The 18360-nt window shown below is 73.1% G+C and carries 18 protein-coding genes and 1 tRNA gene; 11 read left to right on the top strand and 8 right to left on the bottom strand.

The features are described 5' to 3' along the window. Positions 1-106: 106 nt before the first annotated feature. The 4 genes from BJZ21_RS21720 to BJZ21_RS09490 all read left to right on the top strand — a co-directional run bounded on the left by BJZ21_RS21720 (position 107) and on the right by BJZ21_RS09490 (position 3743). Positions 107-1558, top strand: coding sequence for a glycosyltransferase (locus tag BJZ21_RS21720; protein WP_179663505.1), 1452 nt, complete (start codon positions 107-109; stop codon positions 1556-1558). 86 nt (positions 1559-1644) lie between these two features. After that, entirely contained in the window at positions 1645-2580 is a 936-nt protein-coding gene (locus BJZ21_RS09480; protein ID WP_179663506.1) for a universal stress protein, read from the top strand. 160 nt (positions 2581-2740) lie between these two features. Beyond that, the gene (locus tag BJZ21_RS09485; protein ID WP_179663507.1) at positions 2741-2908 is read left to right on the top strand and encodes a hypothetical protein; all 168 of its coding nucleotides are present in this window, start codon (positions 2741-2743) and stop codon (positions 2906-2908) included. 142 nt (positions 2909-3050) lie between these two features. Then, positions 3051-3743: a DJ-1/PfpI family protein gene (locus tag BJZ21_RS09490; protein WP_179663508.1), complete on the top strand. Its 693-nt coding sequence runs from the start codon at positions 3051-3053 to the stop codon at positions 3741-3743. A gap of 21 nt (positions 3744-3764) precedes the next feature. On the opposite strand, the gene BJZ21_RS09495 is transcribed toward BJZ21_RS09490, so the two are convergent. Next, positions 3765-4631: a carbohydrate kinase family protein gene (locus BJZ21_RS09495; protein WP_179663509.1), complete on the bottom strand. Its 867-nt coding sequence runs from the start codon at positions 4629-4631 to the stop codon at positions 3765-3767. Positions 4632-4847: 216 nt separating this feature from the next. Here BJZ21_RS09495 and mqo point away from each other — a divergent pair, with 216 nt between their 5' ends. Continuing rightward, on the top strand, positions 4848-6413 hold the full coding sequence (mqo, locus tag BJZ21_RS09500; RefSeq protein WP_343052072.1) for a malate dehydrogenase (quinone): 1566 nt from the start codon (positions 4848-4850) through the stop codon (positions 6411-6413). 93 nt (positions 6414-6506) lie between these two features. Here mqo and katG read toward each other — a convergent pair whose 3' ends face one another. The 3 genes from katG to BJZ21_RS09515 all read right to left on the bottom strand — a co-directional run bounded on the left by katG (position 6507) and on the right by BJZ21_RS09515 (position 9444). Then, positions 6507-8789, bottom strand: a complete 2283-nt coding sequence (gene katG / locus BJZ21_RS09505; RefSeq protein ID WP_179663511.1) for a catalase/peroxidase HPI — start codon at positions 8787-8789, stop codon at positions 6507-6509. Continuing rightward, on the bottom strand, positions 8786-9247 hold the full coding sequence (locus BJZ21_RS09510; RefSeq protein WP_179663512.1) for a transcriptional repressor: 462 nt from the start codon (positions 9245-9247) through the stop codon (positions 8786-8788). The genes katG and BJZ21_RS09510 overlap by 4 nt, the downstream gene beginning before the upstream one ends. A gap of 109 nt (positions 9248-9356) precedes the next feature. Further along, a tRNA-Leu gene (locus tag BJZ21_RS09515) sits at positions 9357-9444 on the bottom strand. Positions 9445-9522: 78 nt separating this feature from the next. Between BJZ21_RS09515 and BJZ21_RS09520 the strand changes: the two genes are divergently transcribed. Next, the gene (locus BJZ21_RS09520; RefSeq protein ID WP_246298480.1) at positions 9523-10878 is read left to right on the top strand and encodes a M20/M25/M40 family metallo-hydrolase; all 1356 of its coding nucleotides are present in this window, start codon (positions 9523-9525) and stop codon (positions 10876-10878) included. Positions 10879-10922: 44 nt separating this feature from the next. Here BJZ21_RS09520 and BJZ21_RS09525 read toward each other — a convergent pair whose 3' ends face one another. Beyond that, positions 10923-11147: a DUF5703 family protein gene (locus tag BJZ21_RS09525; protein WP_218851404.1), complete on the bottom strand. Its 225-nt coding sequence runs from the start codon at positions 11145-11147 to the stop codon at positions 10923-10925. Between the two features lie 2 nt (positions 11148-11149). After that, on the bottom strand, positions 11150-12097 hold the full coding sequence (locus BJZ21_RS09530) for an aldo/keto reductase (protein ID WP_179663513.1): 948 nt from the start codon (positions 12095-12097) through the stop codon (positions 11150-11152). 130 nt (positions 12098-12227) lie between these two features. Here BJZ21_RS09530 and BJZ21_RS09535 point away from each other — a divergent pair, with 130 nt between their 5' ends. After that, a complete protein-coding gene (locus tag BJZ21_RS09535) occupies positions 12228-13055 on the top strand; it encodes an undecaprenyl-diphosphate phosphatase (RefSeq protein ID WP_179663514.1) in 828 nt (275 codons plus the stop codon). Between the two features lie 16 nt (positions 13056-13071). Here BJZ21_RS09535 and corA read toward each other — a convergent pair whose 3' ends face one another. Continuing rightward, positions 13072-14052, bottom strand: a complete 981-nt coding sequence (corA, locus tag BJZ21_RS09540) for a magnesium/cobalt transporter CorA (RefSeq protein WP_179663515.1) — start codon at positions 14050-14052, stop codon at positions 13072-13074. Between the two features lie 32 nt (positions 14053-14084). On the opposite strand from corA, the gene BJZ21_RS09545 reads away from it, so the two are divergent. The 4 genes from BJZ21_RS09545 to mshC are packed head-to-tail and all read left to right on the top strand — an operon-like array spanning position 14085 to position 17461. After that, the gene (locus BJZ21_RS09545; RefSeq protein WP_179663516.1) at positions 14085-14816 is read left to right on the top strand and encodes a histidine phosphatase family protein; all 732 of its coding nucleotides are present in this window, start codon (positions 14085-14087) and stop codon (positions 14814-14816) included. A 9-nt stretch (positions 14817-14825) separates the two neighbouring features. Further along, positions 14826-15404, top strand: a complete 579-nt coding sequence (locus BJZ21_RS09550; protein ID WP_179663517.1) for a DUF3090 domain-containing protein — start codon at positions 14826-14828, stop codon at positions 15402-15404. Then, entirely contained in the window at positions 15401-16171 is a 771-nt protein-coding gene (locus BJZ21_RS09555; protein ID WP_179663518.1) for an SCO1664 family protein, read from the top strand. Before BJZ21_RS09550 ends, BJZ21_RS09555 begins: the two co-directional genes overlap by 4 nt. 51 nt (positions 16172-16222) lie before the next feature. Further along, positions 16223-17461, top strand: coding sequence for a cysteine--1-D-myo-inosityl 2-amino-2-deoxy-alpha-D-glucopyranoside ligase (gene mshC / locus BJZ21_RS09560; protein WP_179663519.1), 1239 nt, complete (start codon positions 16223-16225; stop codon positions 17459-17461). Between the two features lie 9 nt (positions 17462-17470). Here mshC and BJZ21_RS09565 read toward each other — a convergent pair whose 3' ends face one another. Further along, on the bottom strand, positions 17471-18319 hold the full coding sequence (locus BJZ21_RS09565) for a PAC2 family protein (RefSeq protein ID WP_179663520.1): 849 nt from the start codon (positions 18317-18319) through the stop codon (positions 17471-17473). Positions 18320-18360 lie beyond the last annotated feature (41 nt).

An 18360-nucleotide genomic window follows, 5' to 3' on the forward strand; every position in this document is an offset into this window, starting at 1 on the left:
CGGGCGGATGAGCGCGGATGAGGGGGCAACGTGGCCAGCCGGAGGTCCCGGGGCCCGGGGACCTTGGCGGGTGGCCGCCTGCCGACCGGCCCGGCAGCCTCGGACTGTGCAGGAGGTCCGGATCGACGCCGTCCCGCTCCAGCGTCTGGAGCTCCTCCTGCCCCCCGCACGGGTAGAGATGCTGGAGCAGACCGCCGTGCACGCTCGTGCGCTGCTGGCCGGCCGCACCGTGTGGAACCTCAACTCCACCGCCCACGGTGGCGGCGTCGCGGAGATGCTGCAGGTCCTGCTGTCCTACGGCCGGGGTGCCGGCGTGGACACCCGGTGGCTGGTGATCGAGGGCGACCCGGCGTTCTTCGCGATCACCAAGCGGGTGCACAACCTGCTGCACGGCGCCCCCGGTGACGGGGGTGAGCTCGGCTCCGCGGAGATCCGGCACTTCCTCGAGGTGAGCGAGGCCAACGCCGTCGTGGCGACCGCGATGATCCGGCCCGGCGACGTCGTGCTGCTCCACGATCCCCAGACCGCCGGGCTGGTCGCACCCCTGGTCGAGCTCGGCGCGCACGTGGCCTGGCGCTGCCACATCGGCAGCGGCATGGTGACCCGAGAGACCGAGCGCGGCTGGGGGTTCCTGCGTCCGCTGATCGAGCCGGCGCACGCGTTCGTGTTCTCCCGCCCGTCCTACGTGCCGGAGTGGCTGCCGCCGGAGCGGGTCCGGATCATCGCCCCGTCGATCGACCCGTTCAGCACCAAGAACGTGACGCTGGAGCCGGCCGAGGTGGGGGCCACGCTCCGCCGGGCCGGCCTGGTCGACCTGCCCGAGGACGGCGGCAGCCTCGCGTTCGGGCGCCGGGACGGCACGACCGGCAGCGTCCGGGAGCACACCGGCCTGCTGCTGGGGGACCGGCCGATCCCCGCGGCGGCCCGGATGGTGCTGCAGGTGTGCCGGTGGGACCGGCTCAAGGACATGTCCGGGGTCCTGACCGGGGTGGCGGCGCGCCTCGGCGAGCTGCCGTCCGACGTGCACCTGCTGCTGGCCGGGCCCGACGTGCGCGGCGTCGTCGACGACCCCGAGGGGGCCGCGGTGTTCGAGACGTGCGCGAACCTGCGCGCCGAGCTGCCCGCGCCGGCGCGGGCGCGGCTGCACCTCGCGCTGCTGCCGATGGACGACCCCGACGAGAACGCGCACCTGGTCAACGCCCTGCAGCGGCACGCCACCGTGGTGCTGCAGAAGAGCCTCGCGGAGGGCTTCGGGCTCACCGTCACCGAGCCGATGTGGAAGTCCAAGCCGGTGCTGGCCTCGGCGGTGGGCGGGATCCCGGACCAGATCGAGGACGGCGTGAGCGGAGTGCTCCTCCACGACCCGAACGACCTCGGGGCGATGGTGCGGCTCCTGGGTCAGCTGCTGGGCGACCCCGGGCGGGGGGCCTCGCTCGGGGCGGCCGCCCACGAACGGGTGCGTGACTACTTCCTCGGCGACCGCCATCTGGTGCAGTGGGTGCAGCTCTTCGACGCGGTCACGGCCTCGGCCCGTCCCAGAAGGCCCGCTCGTGCATGACCGGCGGCCCTGTCAGCGCCTGCGGCGCTTGTCGAGGCTTGGACCGCGGCTCGCTCGTTGCCGCGCCGACACGAGGAGAGGTGCCCATGGACGTGCAGCTGACGACTCCAGTGGTCGTGGGGGTCGACGGGACGCAGCAGGGGGTCGGCGCGGTCCAGTACGGCGTGGCGGAGGCCCGGCGTGCGGGCTGCGGCGTACGCCTGGTGCACGTGCTGCCGGAGCTGGCCGCGACCGCGCCGATCGTGCCGCTGGCCGGCTTCGAGGTCTTCGACGAGGTGGCCCGCAAGATCATGCGTGAGGCCGAGCAGGTCGCCCGGTCGGCCGGACCGGTGCCGCTGGAGAAGGTCGTGCGCACCGGGCCCCGGGTGCACGTGCTGGTCCAGGAGAGCGACGGCGCCCGGATGGTGGTGCTCGGCCACCGGGACCGCTCGCTGCTGGGACGGGTCTTCACCGCGTCGACCAGCACCGGCGTCGCCACCCGCGCCCACTGCCCGGTCGTGTGCATCCCCATGGTCTGGTCGCCGTCGGTCGACCGGCGGCAGGTGGTGGTGGGGGTCGAGGACCCCGACCACGCCTACGAGGTGCTCTCCCACGCGTTCGTCGCCGCGGCCAGCCGGCGGTCGCCGCTGCGGGTGCTGCACACCTGGAAGCTGCAGCGCCCGTACGACGACCTCGTGGTCGGCGCCCGGGAGGCCGAGCGCTGGACCACGTCGCTGGCCGATCGGCTGCGGACCGCGCTGCGTGACCTGAGTGCGGCCTACCCCGAGGTCGAGGTGGACGTCGACGTCCGCCACCAGGACCCGGCCGCGGCCCTGCTCGGTGCGACCGAGGGCGCCGAGCTGCTGGTGCTCGGGCGCCGCGGGCACGGCGCCGCGGTGGGTCTGCCGATGGGGTCGATCGCGCGGGCCCTGATCCGCGAGGCGCGCTGCCCGGTGGAGATCACCCCGATGCATCCGGCCCGCCTCGACCTGACGACCGCGGACCTCTCGCTCGACGCCGACGAGCTCTCGCCGCAGACCTGAGGTCTCGCGACCCAGACCACACCCGGCTCGGGACCAAGGTCCCTGTGCGCTCCTGACCACCGCGGGTTGAGTGTGCGGGGTGTGCCGGACCCGGCACGTCCCCCGTCACCATCCTGGAGGAGTCATGGGGCCCCGACTCGTCCGCATCGCAAGTGCGGCCGTGGAACGCTTCGTCGGACAAGACGTCGCCCGCGAGAACGCGCGGACCGCGGCGTCCGCGCTGGCCCGCGGACGCGTGCACCGGCTCGAGGTGGAGCACTACCTGGAGCAGCACGTGCGAGCCCGCCGTCCGGCGGCTCTGGACCCCCGACGCGGCGCAGCCCGCTGACGCCGGGGCCGGCGGGCCGGACCCCGACCCTCAGCGACCGGTGTGAGGACACCCACGGGGCCGGAGGGGTGTCGGGAATGAACGGCCCGGGCACGTCGCTCTCCGAGAGCCGAACTTTTCCCGACACACCCCTGGAGGACTCGTGAGCAAGATCCTGTTCGTCGTGACCGGAGCACAGCACTGGACCCTCGCTGACGGGAGCGAGCACCCGACGGGGTTCTGGGCCGAGGAGCTCGTCGCGCCGTACCGCGCCTTCACCGCCGCCGGGCACGAGGTCACCGTGGCCACCCCCGGCGGGGTGGTCCCCGTCGTCGACCAGGCCAGCCTCGCCGCCGACGCCAACGGCGGCCAGGAGCAGGCCGACTCGGTCAAGGCCGAGCTGGAGGAGATCGAGCAGCTGCGCGCCCCGCTCGACCTGGCGGACGTCGACGCCGAGGAGTACGCCGCGGTCTTCTACCCCGGCGGCCACGGACCGATGGAGGACCTCGCCACCGACCGCGCGTCGGCGCAGGTGCTGACCGGCACGCTGGCGTCCGGCAAGCCGCTGGGCATCGTCTGCCACGCCCCGGCCGCCCTGCTGGCGACCGAGGACACCGCGGGTGGCTCGCCGTTCGCGGGCTACCGGCTCACCGGCTTCACCAACGCCGAGGAGACCCAGGCCGGCCTCGCCGAGAAGGCCCCCTGGCTGCTGCAGGACCGGCTGGTCTCGTTGGGGGCGGACTTCCGCGAGGGTCAGCCCTGGGCCCCGCACATCGAGGTGGACCGCAACCTCTACACCGGGCAGAACCCGGCCTCGTCGGCGCCGCTGGCCGAGGAGATGCTCAAGGCGCTCTGACGCGTCGAGGCCGGCACCCGGTCAGTCGTCCAGCAGCGGGCTGAGGTGCCGGCTTCCCAGCGCCCGCGCGGCCTGCGCCGCTCCCGCCCGGAGCGCGGCCGTCACCGGCGCCCCGTCCAGGGAGGCGTGCAGCACCCCGGCGAGGAACCCGTCGCCGGCGCCGTTGGTGTCGACGACGCGGTCCACCGGGACGGCGGGGACCCGGTGGACCACCATGTCGCGGTCCACGGCCACCGCACCCGCCGCGCCGAGCGTGCACACGGCGAGGTCAGCCCCTCCGCGGACGACCGCGCGCAGGAACTCCAGCGCGTCGGGAAGGCGGTCGGCGTTCATGAAGACGTGGGAGGCGGCCGCGAGGAACGGCCGGTGGAACGCCGCCTCCCCGTCGTAGTCGTGGACGTCGGTCCAGATCGGCAGCCCGGTCGCCGCCAGGCTCCCCGCCAGGCCCCGGGACCGCTCGGAGAGGTCGAGGACGACGGCGCGGGCCGCGGCCAGGTCGTGCTCCATCCCCGCGGGCAGTGACCGGTCCGGGCCGGGCCCGGTCGGGGGACGCGGCACGTCGAGGTAGATCGACACCCGGCCGCCGTGCGGGTCCATCAGGTTGAGGTGCCGCTCGCTCGGCCCCTCGCTGGCCTCCGCGGCGACGACCACGCCCGCGCGGCGGAGCCGGCCCAGGATCGCGGTCGCGGTCTCGTCGGTGCCGACCACGGTGTAGAGCCGCGCCGCTCGTCCGAGCTCGTGCAGGTGCAGCGCCTTGCCGGCCGAGGTGCCGCCCAGCGTCTGCCGGTCGCCGCGCGCGAGCTGCATGTGCGGGGTCGGCGCCGGCAGCTCGTCCACGTCCACGACGTGGTTCCAGGAGGCGGGCCCGCACACGACGACGTCGACCATGGGAGAAGCATGCCGGTGACGGTGGCCCCACCAGCCCCAGTGGTGACGCACATCTCAGAATCGGGGTGGTCGTCACGGGTCGCCGCGGAACGGTCTCCCGGCACCGTGTTAAGTGGCTGGTTGGCGAGCCGACTGCGCGACACACGGGTCCTGCGCAGCCGACCGGACCGGGAATCCCGGCCAAGCACAGACCCTCACCCGAAGGAGACACGCTTCGTGAACCGCGCCGCCAGCCAGCCCGACCGCACCGTCGTACCACGGCAGGCTGCACCAGGGGAAGGGACGCGGTTCGACTACGACGCGCTCCTCGTCGGCGGCGGGATCATGTCCGCCACCCTGGCGACCCTGCTGCACCAGGTGGAACCGACCTGGCGGATCGGCATCGTCGAGCGCCTCGACGCCTTGGCCGAGGAGTCCTCCGGCCCGTGGAACAACGCCGGCACCGGCCACTCCGCGCTGTGCGAGCTGAACTACACCCCCGAGCTCCCCGACGGGACCGTCGAGGTCACCAAGGCGGTGGGGGTCAACGAGCAGTTCCAGCTCAGCCGGCAGCTGTGGTCCTTCCTGGTCGAGGACGGTCGGATCCCGGAGCCCTCGTCGTTCGTGCGGCCCAGCCCGCACGTCAGCTTCGTGTGGGGTGCCGAGAACGTCGACTACCTGCGTCGTCGCTTCGAGGCCCTGTCCGCACACCCGCTCTTCGCCGGCATGGAGTTCAGCGACGACCCGGAGGTGCTCGCGACCTGGGCCCCGCTGCTGGTCGAGGGCCGCGAGCCCGGTGAGCCGGTGGCGGCGACCCGCGCGCTCGCGGGCACCGACGTGAACTTCGGGTCCCTGACCCGCCAGCTGGTCGGCAGCCTCGTCGACGGAGACGCGATCACCTTGGAGCTCGGCACCGAGGTGCGCCGGCTCCGGCGCCAGGGCGAGGGCTGGGCCGTGCGCGGCCGCCGTACCGGCGGTGGCTCGTTCGCGGCGAGCGCCCGATTCGTCTTCGTCGGCGCCGGCGGCGGCGCCCTCACGCTCCTGCAGCGCGCGGGCATCGAGGAGATCCGGGGGTACGGCGGCTTCCCGGTCAGCGGCGTCTTCTGGCGCACGACCAACCCCGAGGTGGTCGGCCGCCACCACGCCAAGGTGTACGGCAAGCCGGCGGTCGGAGCGCCGCCGATGTCGGTGCCGCACCTCGACACCCGCATCGTCGACGGCGAGGCCAGCGTGATGTTCGGCCCGTACGCCGGCTTCAGCCCCCGCTTCCTGAAGAACGGCTCGCTGTTCGACCTGCTGCGCTCGGTGCGGCTGCACAACCTGCTGCCGATGCTCACCGTCGCCCTCGGCAACCTGGGCCTGGTGCGCTACCTGGTCACCCAGGTGCTCGCGAGCAGGAAGGCGCAGCTGGCCGAGCTCCGCGCGTTCTACCCGCAGGCCGACGCGGCGGACTGGGAGAAGGTCGTCGCGGGCCAGCGGGTCCAGGTCATCAAGCCGGCCCGGGGCCGCGCCGGGCTCGCGGGCGGCTCGCTGCAGTTCGGCACCGAGGTGATCGCCTCCGCGGACGGCTCCATCGCCGGCCTGCTCGGCGCCTCCCCGGGCGCCTCGACCGCGGTCCCGGTGATGCTGGAGGTGCTCGAGCGCTGCTTCGGCGACCGGCTCGAGGAGTGGCGCCCGGCGTTGGAGAAGATGATGCCGAGCTACGGCGTCGAGCTGGGCGCGGACGCCGATCTGGCGGCCGACGTCATGGAGCGCACCAGCCACGTGCTCGGGCTCGAGGCCCCGGCCACGAGCCGGCGCTGAGGAGCACCACCGGCACCACCGGCCTCCGCTGGTCGGCGCAGACACCGAAGCGGCCCCGGTCGCATCGCGACCGGGGCCCCTTCGGCGTGTGGATCAGACCAGGTCGAACCGGTCGAGCTCCATCACCTTGGCCCAGGCGCCGACGAAGTCGTGCACGAACTTCTCGCGCGCGTCACCGCTGGCGTAGACCTCGGCGATCGCCCGCAGCTGCGAGTTGGAGCCGAAGACCAGGTCGACCGCGGTGGCCGACCAGATGACCTCGCCGCTGGCCAGGTCACGGATCTCGTAGACGTTCTCCGTCGACTCCGAGGCCTTCCACTGCGTGTCCGGCGCGAGCAGGTTGGCGAAGAAGTCGTTGGTCAGCACCCCCGGGCGGTCGGTCAGCACACCGTGGGCGGTGCCCCCGACGTTGGTGCCGAGCGCCCGCATGCCGCCGACGAGCGCGGTCATCTCCGGAGCGCTGAGGCTGAGCATGTAGGCCCGCTCCACGAGCAGCTTCTCCGGCTGGAGCTTCTCGCCGGCCCGCAGGTAGTTGCGGAACCCGTCGGCCCGCGGCTCGAGGACCTCGAAGGAGTCCACGTCGGTCTGCTCCTGGGTGGCGTCCGTGCGGCCCGGGCGGAACGGGACCGTCACCTCGACGCCGGCGTCCCGGGCGGCCTTCTCGACCGCTGCGGCACCGGCGAGCACGATGAGGTCGGCCAGCGAGATCTTCGCGCCACCGCCCTCGTTGAACTCGCGCCGGACGCCCTCGAGCGTCTCGAGCACGGTCGCGAGCTGCTCGGGCTGGTTGACCTCCCAGCTGCGCTGCGGCTCCAGGCGGACCCGGGCGCCGTTGGCGCCGCCCCGCTTGTCGGTCGAGCGGTAGCTCGCCGCCGAGGCCCAGGCGGTGCTGGCCAGCTGAGCGACCGAGAGGCCGGACTCGAGGACCTTGACCTTCAGCGCGGCGACGTCCGCATCGCCCACGAGCTCGTGGTCGACCGGCGGCACCGGGTCCTGCCACAGCTGCGGCTCGGGCACCCAGGGACCGAGGAACCGGCTGACCGGCCCCATGTCGCGGTGCAGCAGCTTGTACCAGGCCTTGGCATAGGCCGCGGCGAACTCGTCGGGGTTCTCCAGGAAGTGCCGCGAGATCTTGCCGTACGTCGGGTCGAAGCGCAGCGACAGGTCGGTCGTCAGCATCGTGGGCCGGTGCTTCTTCGACGGGTCGTGGGCGTCGGGGACGATCGGCTCGGCGTCCTTGGCGACCCACTGCTTCGCGCCACCGGGGCTCGTGGTGAGCTCCCACTCGTAGCCGAAGAGGATCTCGAAGAAGCGGTTGCTCCACTCGGTGGGCCGGTCGCTCCAGGTGACCTCGAGGCCGCTGGTGATCGTGTCGCCGGCCTTGCCGCTGCCGTAGCTGCTCAGCCAGCCGAGGCCCTGCGCCTCGAGCGGCGCCGCCTCCGGCTCCGGACCGACGTGGTCGTCGGCGATGCCGGCGCCGTGGGTCTTGCCGAAGGTGTGGCCGCCCGCGATCAGCGCCACGGTCTCCTCGTCGTTCATCGCCATCCGGGCGAAGGTCTCCCGGATGAAGTGGGCCGCGGCGAGCGGGTCGCCGCTGCCGCGCGGGCCCTCGGGGTTGACGTAGATCAGCCCCATCTCGGTCGCGCCGACCTCGGGCACCATCTCGCTGTCGCTGACGTAGCGTCCCTCGTCCAGCCAGGCGTCCTCCGGGCCCCAGACGACCTCGTCGGGCTCCCAGACGTCCTCGCGACCGAAGCCGAAGCCGAAGGTCTCGAACCCCATCGACTCCATCGCCACGTTGCCGGCGAGCACCAGCAGGTCGGCCCAGGAGATCTTCTGGCCGTACTTCTGCTTGACCGGCCACAGCAGCCGGCGGGCCTTGTCGAGGTTGGCGTTGTCGGGCCAGCTGTTGAGCGGGGCGAACCGCTGGGAGCCGTCGCCGGCGCCGCCGCGGCCGTCGGAGATCCGGTAGGTGCCGGCGGCGTGCCAGCTCAGCCGGACCATCAGGCCGCCGTAGTGCCCGAAGTCGGCCGGCCACCAGTCCTGCGAGGTCGTGAGCGTCTCGATGAGGTCGCGCTTGAGCGCCTCGACGTCGAGCTTCTCGAACTCGAGCGCGTAGTTGAAGTCCGCACCCAGCGGGTTGCCCTTGGGGGAGTGGGCGTGCAGCACCGACAGGTCGAGCTGGTTGGGCCACCAGTCCCTGTTCGAGCGCGGGCGGGCGGTCCCCTTGGGGGTCGGCGAGTCGATCGCGGGGTTCTCACTCTCGCTGCCGTGCGACGTCGCGGAGTCGTGGGCGACCGGGCATCCGGCCGCCTCCATGCGGTCGGCTCCCTGGGCGCTCGCGTGAGGAGCGTTGGGGTCCTGGTTGTCGGTCATCTGCTTCCTTCCGAAAGGTGCGTTCGGTGCTGGGTACGTGCGGTGGAGCAGTCGGGGCACCGGCCCCAGTAGGTGACCTCGGCCTCGTCGATGACGAAGCCGTGGTCCTCGGCTGCGGTGAGGCACGGCGTGTGGCCCACCGCGCAGTCGACGTCGGCGACGCTCCCACAGGAGCGGCACACGACGTGGTGGTGGTTGTCCCCGACCCGGGCCTCGTAGCGGGCGACCGAGCCCGAGGGCTGGATGCGCCGGACCAGGCCCGCCGAGGTCAACGCGCGGAGCACGTCGTACACCGCCTGGTGGGAGACCTCGCCGAGATCGGCGCGGACCGCACCGATGAGCGTGTCGGTGTCCGCGTGCGGGTGCTCGTGGACCGCGGCCAGCACGGCGACCCGGGGCCGGGTCACGCGCAGCGAGGCACTCCTGAGAATGCGCTCGAGGTCGGTGGTGGGGGACACCGTCGCAGTATCGGCCGTTTTCTTGAATGGATCAAGAATCTGCGGCCGGACGTGTCCCGGGAAGAGCAGAAGGTCCCGCCGGATCTCTCCGACGGGACCTTCTGGCTGCTGGTGTCCGAGGGGGGACTTGAACCCCCACGCCCTATACGGGCACTAGCACCTCAAGCTAGCGCGTCTGCCTATTCCGCCACCCGGACGAGCGGTCGAACTGTAGCAAAGGAGGGCCCGCGGAATCACATCGGGGACCACGACGCCCGCAGTGCCAGGATGGGGGCATGGCTGACGACTCGCGGGGACCTGGACCGGACGACATGCGTGCCGAGCACGACCCGGCCGGCGAGGTGGTGGAGCTGTGCCGGGAGCTGATCCGGATGGACACCTCCAACTACGGCGACGAGGACGGGCCCGGGGAGCGGAAGGCGGCCGAGTATGTCGCCACGCTGCTCGACGAGGTGGGGATCGAGGCGCAGCTGTACGAGTCCGAGCCGGGGCGCACGTCCGTGGTCGCCCACTGGGGCGGCAGCGGTGGCTCGCGGGGTGACGAGCGGGGCGGGCTGCTGCTGCACGGCCACCTCGACGTGGTCCCCGCGGCGGCCGAGGACTGGCAGGTCGACCCCTTCTCGGGCGAGGTGCGCGACGGCTACGTGTGGGGGCGGGGCGCGGTCGACATGAAGGACTTCGACGCGATGCTGCTCTCGGTGGTGCGGGCCCGCACGCGCGCCGGCCGGGTGCCGTCGCGTCCGGTCGTGCTCTGCTTCACCGCCGACGAGGAGGCCGGGGGCCACAAGGGCGCCCAGCACCTCGTCGACGAGCACCGCGGCGAGCTGGAGCACTGCACCGAGGCGGTCGGCGAGGTCGGCGGATTCAGCGCCACCGTCCGGGGCAGGCGGATGTACCTCATCGAGGCGGCCGAGAAGGGCATGGCGTGGATGCGGCTGACGGCCCGGGGCCGCGCCGGTCACGGCTCGATGATCAACCGCGACAACGCCGTCACGGAGCTGGCGGCCGCGGTCGCACGGATCGGCGCCCACGAGTGGCCGGTGCGGCTCACCCCGACCATGCGGACGCTGCTCGCCGCGGTGGGCGAGCTGGCCGGGACCGAGGCGACGCCGGAGAACGCCGAGAGCCTGGTCGAGGAGTTCGGCGGTGCCGCCCGGATGCTGGGCGCGGTGCTGCGCAACACCACCAACCCCACGATGCTCGCCGCGGGCTACAAGGTGAACGTGATCCCCACCGAGGCCACCGCGCACGTCGACGGCCGGTTCCTGCCCGGCTTCGAGGACGAGTTCTTCGACACCCTCGCCGAGCTGTGCGGCGAGCACATCGCGATCGACTACGTCTCGAACCAGCAGCCCTGGGAGACGCCGTACGACGGCGACCTGGTGGATGCGATGGGCCGCTCGCTGCTGGCGGAGGACCCCGAGGCGGTCGTCGCGCCGTACCTCATGAGCGGCGGCACCGACGCCAAGCACTTCAACCGGCTCGGGCTGCGGGCCTACGGCTTCGCCCCGCTGCGGCTGCCCGCCGACCTCGACTTCACCGCGCTGTTCCACGGTGTGGACGAGCGGGTGCCGGTCGACGCGCTGGAGTTCGGCGCCCGGGTCTTCGACCGGTTCCTGGACGAGGTCTGAATCGCGGCGCCTGAACCGGGGCCGGGTCCGGCCGCCACCCCGGGTCAGGCGGTGCGGACCGCCCGGATGATCCGTCGCCGGAGCACGACCCGTCGGGTGCCGTCGGGGGTGATGCGCACCCGGGCGAGCTCCCAGCCGCCGTGCTCGGCGCGCTCCACGAGGAGCTTGGTCACGACGTTGCGGGGGAACTCCCGGGAGAACGTCACCTTGTCGAACTCCCACTCCACGCCGTGGGAGAGCGGGCGTCGGTGGCCGTGGCGTGCGGTCATGCTCACTCTCCGGAGACGTCGTCGAGCGCGGCGACGATCTCGGCCGGCAGGGTCAGCTCCTCGACGGTCAACGCGCCCTTGAGCTGGGTGGCGGTCCGGGCGCCCACGACCGGTGCGGTGACGCCCGGGCGGTCGCGGACCCAGGCCAACGCCACCTCGATCGGGGCCCAGCCGAGCCCGTCGGCGGCGCGGGCGACCGCTTCGACGACCTGGGCGGGGCGCTCGGCGAGGTAGGGGTTGACGAAGCTCGCGAAGTGGGAGGAGGCGGCCCGGGAGTCCGAGGGGGTGCCGGTGCGGTACTTCCCGGTGAGCACCCCGCGGCCCAGCGGCGACCACGGCAGCACGCCGAGCCCCAGGGCGGCCGCCGCGGGCAGCACCTCGGCCTCCGCGGAGCGGTTGAGCAGGGAGTACTCCACCTGGGTGGAGGCGAGCACCGCCCGGCCGGGGACCGCACGCTGCCAGGTGGCGGCCTGGGCGGTCTGCCAGCCGGTGTAGTTGGAGACCCCGACGTACGACGCGCGACCGGAGGAGACCGCGAGGTCGAGCGCCGACAGCGTCTCCTCCAGCGGGGCGTCCTCGGACCAGACGTGCACCTGCCACAGGTCGACGTGGTCGGTGCCGAGCCGGCGCAGCGAGGCGTCCAGGGTGGTCAGCAGGTGCCCGCGGGAGGTGTCGTAGCGGCGACCGGCCCGTCCGGCGGTGACCCCGGCCTTCGTGGCGAGCACGACCTCGTCGCGGGCCACGACGTCGCCGACCAGGCTGCCGATCAGCTGCTCGGACGCGCCGCCGCCGTACCCCGCCGCGGTGTCGAGCAGGGTGCCGCCGGCCTCCACGAACGCGATCAGCTGGTCGCGCGCCTCGTGCTCGTCGGTGTCCCGACCCCACGTCATCGTGCCCAGGCCGAGTCGGGAGACCTTCAGGCCGGTGGCGCCCACGGACCGCTGCTGCATGCGCACAAGGTAGCCGTCGCGCCCGGACGGAGCGCCTGCGGCTCGCCGGTCGGGACCCTGCGTACTCTTGTGCGCGGCCTCACGCCCGCTCGTTGCTCACCCGTCACCCGACCCCCCGGAAAGCCCAGGCATGAACTACTTCGACGCCGTGATCCTCGGCATCGTGGAGGGGCTCACCGAGTTCCTTCCCGTCTCCAGCACCGGCCACCTGACCATCGCCGAGAAGATCCTGGGCCTGGACCTGGCGGACCCGGCGGTCACCGGCTTCACCGCGGTGATCCAGATGGGCGCGATCGCGGCGGTGATCCTCTACTTCGCCGGGGACATCTGGCGGATCATCAAGGCGTGGAGCCTGGGCCTGGTCAAGCCGGAGTACCGCGGCCAGGTCGACCACCGGCTGGGCTGGTACGTCATCGTCGGCACCATCCCTGTCGGCATCGCGGGCCTGCTGCTCAAGGACGTGATCACCGGGGACCTGCGGTCGCTGTGGGTGGTGGCCGCCGGCCTGATCGGGTGGAGCGCGGTCATGTGGTTCGCCGAGCGGTCGGCGCGCCAGGCGCGGGGCGAGAAGGAGCTGGGCATGGTCGACGCGATCGTGGTCGGCGTCGTGCAGGTCTTCGCGCTGGTCCCCGGCGTCTCGCGCTCCGGCGCGACCATCTCGGCGGGCCTGCTGCGGGGGCTGGACCGCGTCACCGCCACCCGGCTGAGCTTCTTCCTCTCGATCCCGGCGCTGCTGGCGGCCGGCCTGTTCGAGCTCAAGGACGCGCTGGGCGGTGACATCGGCCTGGGGGAGACCCTGGTCGGGACCGTGGTCTCGTTCATCGTCGCCTACGCCTCGATCGCGTGGCTGCTGCGGTTCGTCGCGCACCACTCGATCGCCTGGTTCGTCCCCTACCGCGTCGTGCTCGGCCTGCTGCTGCTGGTGCTGCTCGGCACCGGGGCGATGTCGGCGACCTGACCACCGCCGGCGGCGGCTACAGCCAGCCGGACTTCTTGAAGAACACCCACAGGCCGAGCGAGGTCAGCACCATCAGCGCCAGGGCGAACCAGTAGCCGAGGTCCCAGCGCAGCTCGGGCATGTGCTGGAAGTTCATCCCGTAGACCCCCGCGATGAGGGTGGGGGCCGCGACCAGGCCCACCCCGGCGGAGATCTTGCGCATGTCCTCGTTCTGCTGGATCGAGATCCGGGCCAGGTGGGCGTCGAAGGCGGTCGAGAGCAGGTTGTCCAGCGTGTCGACCGCCTCGGCGGCGCGGGCGAGGTGGTCGGCGACGTCGCGGAAGAACGGCGCGGACTCGGCGGCGATCCCGGGCACCGAGGCGTTCGCGAAGCGCTGCATCGGGTCGCGCAACGGCATGACCGCGCGACGCACCTCGGAGATCTCGCGCTTGAGCGTGTAGATCCGCTGCGAGTCGTTGGTGCGTCCGGGGGAGAACACCGACTCCTCGACCTCGTCGACGTCCTCCTCGAGCGAGGCGACGACCTCGGAGTAGCTGTCGACAACCGCGTCGCACACCGCGTAGACGACCGCGGACGGGCCGTGGTCGAGCACGGTCTGCTGCTCCTCGAGGTGCCGGCGGGCGGGGTGCAGGTCGGTGCCGGTGCCGTGGCGGACCGAGACGATGAAGTGCGGACCGACGAACAGGTTGACCTCCCCGGTCTCGACGGCGTCGTCCTCGTCGACGTACCAGAGCGTCTTCAAGACCATGAACAGCGAGTCGTCGTAGCGCTCGAGCTTGGGGCGCTGGTGGGCCTTCACGGCGTCCTCGACCGCCAGCGGATGCAGGCCGAAGGCCTCGGCGACCTCGCTGAGCTGTTCCTCACCCGGCTCGTGCAGGCCGAGCCAGACGAAGTCCCGCTCCCCGGTGGCCCGGGAGCGCAGCGTGCGCAGGTCCGAGACGTCGCACTCGGCGTCCACGCGGACGCCGTCGCGGTAGAGGGCGCTGTCGACGATCACGGGGTGACCCTAGTCCCACTACCCTCGGCTCCATGGCAACCGTGATCCTGGTGCGGCACGGCCGCAGCTCCGCCAACGCCGCGGGCGTCCTCGCCGGGCGGATGGGCGGCGTCAAGCTCGACGAGACCGGACACGCGCAGGCCGCCCGCGCCGCCGAGCGGATCTCCGAGGTGCGGCTCGCGGCCGTGGTCAGCAGCCCGCTGGAGCGGTGCCGGCAGACCGCGCGCACGATCATGGGGGCGCAGCCGGGGCCGCTGGAGGTGGCCACCGAGCGGGGCATCACCGAGTGCGACTACGGCGAGTGGCAGGGGCGCACCCTCAAGGAGCTGGCCCGGGAGAAGCTGTGGGCCACGGTGCAGAACCAGCCCTCGGCGGCGGCGTTCCCCGGCGGGGAGTCGCTGGGTGCGATGCAGGCGCGGTCCGTGGAGGCGGTACGCCGCCACGACGCCGCGGTGGAGGCCATGCACGGGGCGTCCGCGGTCTGGGTGGCGGTCAGCCACGGGGACATCATCAAGTCCGTCCTCGCCGACGCGCTGGGCATGCACCTGGACCTCTTCCAGCGGATCAACGTCGACCCGGCGTCGCTCTCGATCATCCGCTACACGCCGACGCGGCCCTACGTGCTCGCGACCAACACCCATGCCGGCGAGCTGGGCTGGCTGGCGCCGAGGAAGGGGCGCCGCGGCCGGCGCACGGACGACGCCGCCGTCGGCGGCGGAGCCGGACCGGACGGCCCCGCCGCCCCGCTTTCCGGCCGCCCCTAGGGTGTAGCCATGGCACCAGTCGTCCACGGATTCGACCCGCCGGAGCGCTTCGTCGCGGGCACGGTCGGCCCACCCGGCGCGCGCACGTTCTTCCTGCAGGCCCGCTCGGGCGCGCGGGTCGTGAGCATCGCCCTGGAGAAGCAGCAGGTGGCCGCGCTCGCCGAGCGGATGGACGAGCTGCTCGACGAGGTGATGGCCAGCGAGGTGAGCGAGGCGATGATCCCCGCCGTGGCCCCCCTCGGGCTCGAGGACAACGAGCCGCTCGAGCAGCCGATCGAGGAGGAGTTCCGGGCGGGCACGATGACGCTGTCGTGGGACCCCGCCGACGAGCGCGTCGTGGTCGAGGTCTTCCCGTTCACCGAGGCGGCGGTCCTCTCGCCCGACCAGGTCGACGAGGAGGTGGAGGAGCCGGAGCCCGACGAGGTCTTCCTGGTCCGCCTCCCCGCCGGCGCGGCCCGGGCCTTCGTCCAGCGGTCCGCGCAGGTCCTGGAGGCCGGCCGCCCCAGCTGCCCGTTCTGCGGCAACCCGATCGACCCCGACGGGCACCTGTGCGTGCGGGCCAACGGGTTCCGTCGCCGCGACCCGTGATCGACCCCGTGGTCGACCTCGTCGAGGACGACCTCGTCCTCGAGGGCCGCATCATGCCGGCGTCGAACGCCACGTTCGTCGGCACCATCGGCGAGGTCAGGGTCGTCTACAAGCCGGTCGCGGGGGAGCGGCCGCTGTGGGACTTCCCCGACGGCACGCTGGCGCACCGCGAGGTCGCGGCCTACCTGGTCGCCGTCGCGACCGGGTGGGACGTGGTGCCCGAGACCTGGCTGCGCGAGGGCCCGCACGGCCTCGGCATGGTGCAGCGGTGGCAGGAGCCCGACCCCGGCCAGGAGGCGGTGACGCTGGTCGCCGAGGGCGAGGTCCCCGACGGCTACCGCGCGGTCTTCGACGGCCTGGACGGACGCGACCGCCCCGTGACACTGGTGCACGAGGACTCCCCGGCGCTGCGGCGGATGGCGGTCTTCGACATCGTCGTCAACAACGCCGACCGCAAGGGCGGACACGTGCTGGAGATGGCGTCGGGCCACCGGTACGGCGTGGACCACGGCGTCACCTTCCACACCGACCACAAGCTGCGCACCGTGCTGTGGGGCTGGCTGGGGGAGCCGCTGACCGACGAGGAGGTGTCGGTGGTGGCGACGCTGCGCGCCGCGCTCGCCGGAGACCTGGGCGAGGCCCTCGGCTTCCACCTCACCGGGCCGGAGATCGAGGCGACCGCACGCCGCTGCGAGCGGCTGCTCGCGCGCGGCACGCTGCCCGCACCCCGGGGCGAGTGGCCGGCGATCCCCTGGCCGCCGTTCTGACCGACCATGCCCGTGCGGGGGATCGGCGCCCCGGTGGCTAGGCTTCCGGGCATGCGAGCGTGGCCGTCCCCGGACCTCCCGACCCTGCCCGTCCAGGGCCCCCCTGTCGTCGTCCACGACACCGCCACCGGCGAGAAGGTGACGACGCAGCCCGAGGGCCCGGCCCGGCTCTACGTCTGCGGGATCACGCCGTACGACGCCACCCACCTCGGCCACGCGGCGACGTACGTCGGGTTCGACCTGCTCAACCGGGCGTGGCGCAGCGCGGGCCACGACGTGGTCTACGTCCAGAACGTCACCGACGTCGACGACCCGCTGCTGGAGCGCGCGAACAAGGTAGGCACCGACTGGGTGGAGCTCGCCGAGCGTGAGACCGAGCTGTTCCGCCAGGACATGGCCGCGCTGCGGGTGCTGCCGCCCGCGCACTACATCGGCGCGGTCGAGGCGATCCCGCTCATCGTCCCGCTGATCGAGCGACTCGAGCGGCTCGGCGCGGTCTACCGGGTCGAGGACGACCTCTACTACTCGGTGACCGCGGACCCGGACTTCGGGGCCGTCTCCGGCTGGGACCGCGAGCAGATGCTGCGGGTCTTCCCCGAGCGCGGCGGCGACCCCGACCGCGACGGCAAGAAGGACCCGCTGGACTGCGTCGTCTGGCGCGGGGAGCGGCCCGGCGAGCCCGCGTGGGACAGCCCCTTCGGGCCCGGACGGCCCGGCTGGCACATCGAGTGCACCGCCATCGCGCTGGAGCACCTCGGCGCGACGTTCGACGTCCAGGGCGGCGGCAGCGACCTGGTCTTCCCGCACCACGAGATGGGCGCCGGCCACGCCCAGGTCGTCGACCCCGACCACCGGTTCGCGCGGGCCTACGCCCATGCCGGCATGGTCGCCTACGACGGCGAGAAGATGTCGAAGTCGCGGGGCAACCTCGTCTTCGTGTCCGCGCTCCGCCGCAGCGAGGTCGACCCGATGGCGATCCGTCTCGCGCTGCTACGGCACCACTACCGCTCGGACTGGGAGTGGACCGACGACCAGCTGTGGGCGGCGGTGGACACGCTCGCCCGGTGGCGCCGGGCCCTGTCCCTGGGGGCCGGGGCCCCGGCCGCGCCGGTGGTCACCGAGGTGCTCGCCGCCGTGGCCGACGACCTCGACGCGCCGCGGGCGGTGGCCGCGGTGGACGCCTGGGCGGCGGCGACGCTCGGCACCGACGGGCTCGCCGACACCAGCGACCCGGACGCCGCGGTCGCGGTGCACCGTGCGCTGGACGCGGCACTCGGCCTGGCGCTCTGACGGGCTCTGCTAGGGCTCGTCCTGGCGCCGCTTGAGGTAGCGCTCGAACTCGCGGGCGATCGCCTCGCCGGAGGCCTCCGGCAGGTCCGTGGTGTCCCGCGTCTCCTCCAAGGAGCGGACGTAGTCGGCGACGTCCTCGTCCTCCTCGGCCAGCTCGTCCACGCCACGCTCCCAGGCGCGTGCGTCCTCGGGCAGGTCGCCCAGCGGGATGCTGACCTCGAGGAGGTCCTCCAGCTGGCCCAGCAGGGCCAGCGTGGCCTTGGGGCACGGGGGCTGCGCGACGTAGTGGGGCACCGCGGCCCAGTAGGACACCGCCGGCACGTCCAGCCGCACGCAGGCGTCCTGGAACACCCCGACGATGCCCGTGGGCCCCTCGTAGGAGGACTGCTCCAGCTTCAGCCGGTCGACCAGGTCCGGCTCGGTCGCGGTCCCGGTCACCGGGATGGGGCGGGTGTGCGGGGTGTCGGCGAGCAGCGCGCCCAGCGAGACCACCAGCTGGGCCCCCAGCTCGTCGCAGGCGGCGAGCAGCTCGGCGCAGAACTGGCGCCAGCGCATGTTCGGCTCGATCCCGCGGATGAGGATCACGTCCCGGTCGAGGTCCGGGGGAGAGGCGATCGCGATCTGGGTGCTGGGCCAGGTGAGCCGCCGGTGCCCGAACTCGTCGCTGCCGACGACGGGTCGGTTGACCTGGAAGTCGTAGAACTCCTCGGGGTCCACCGCGCCGACGACCCGGGCGCCCCAGACCTTGATCAGGTGGTCAACCAGGGCCGAGGCGGCCTCGCCGGCGTCGTTCCAGCCCTCGAAGGCGGCGATCACCAGCGGGTCCACCAGCTCGGGTGCGTCGTCGATCTCGATCACCCCTCCAGCCTAGTCACCGAGGGTGCGGATGCCGCGCCGGC

The sequence above is a fragment of the Nocardioides panaciterrulae genome, assembly GCF_013409645.1.
Classification (GTDB): Bacteria; Actinomycetota; Actinomycetes; order Propionibacteriales; family Nocardioidaceae; genus Nocardioides; species Nocardioides panaciterrulae.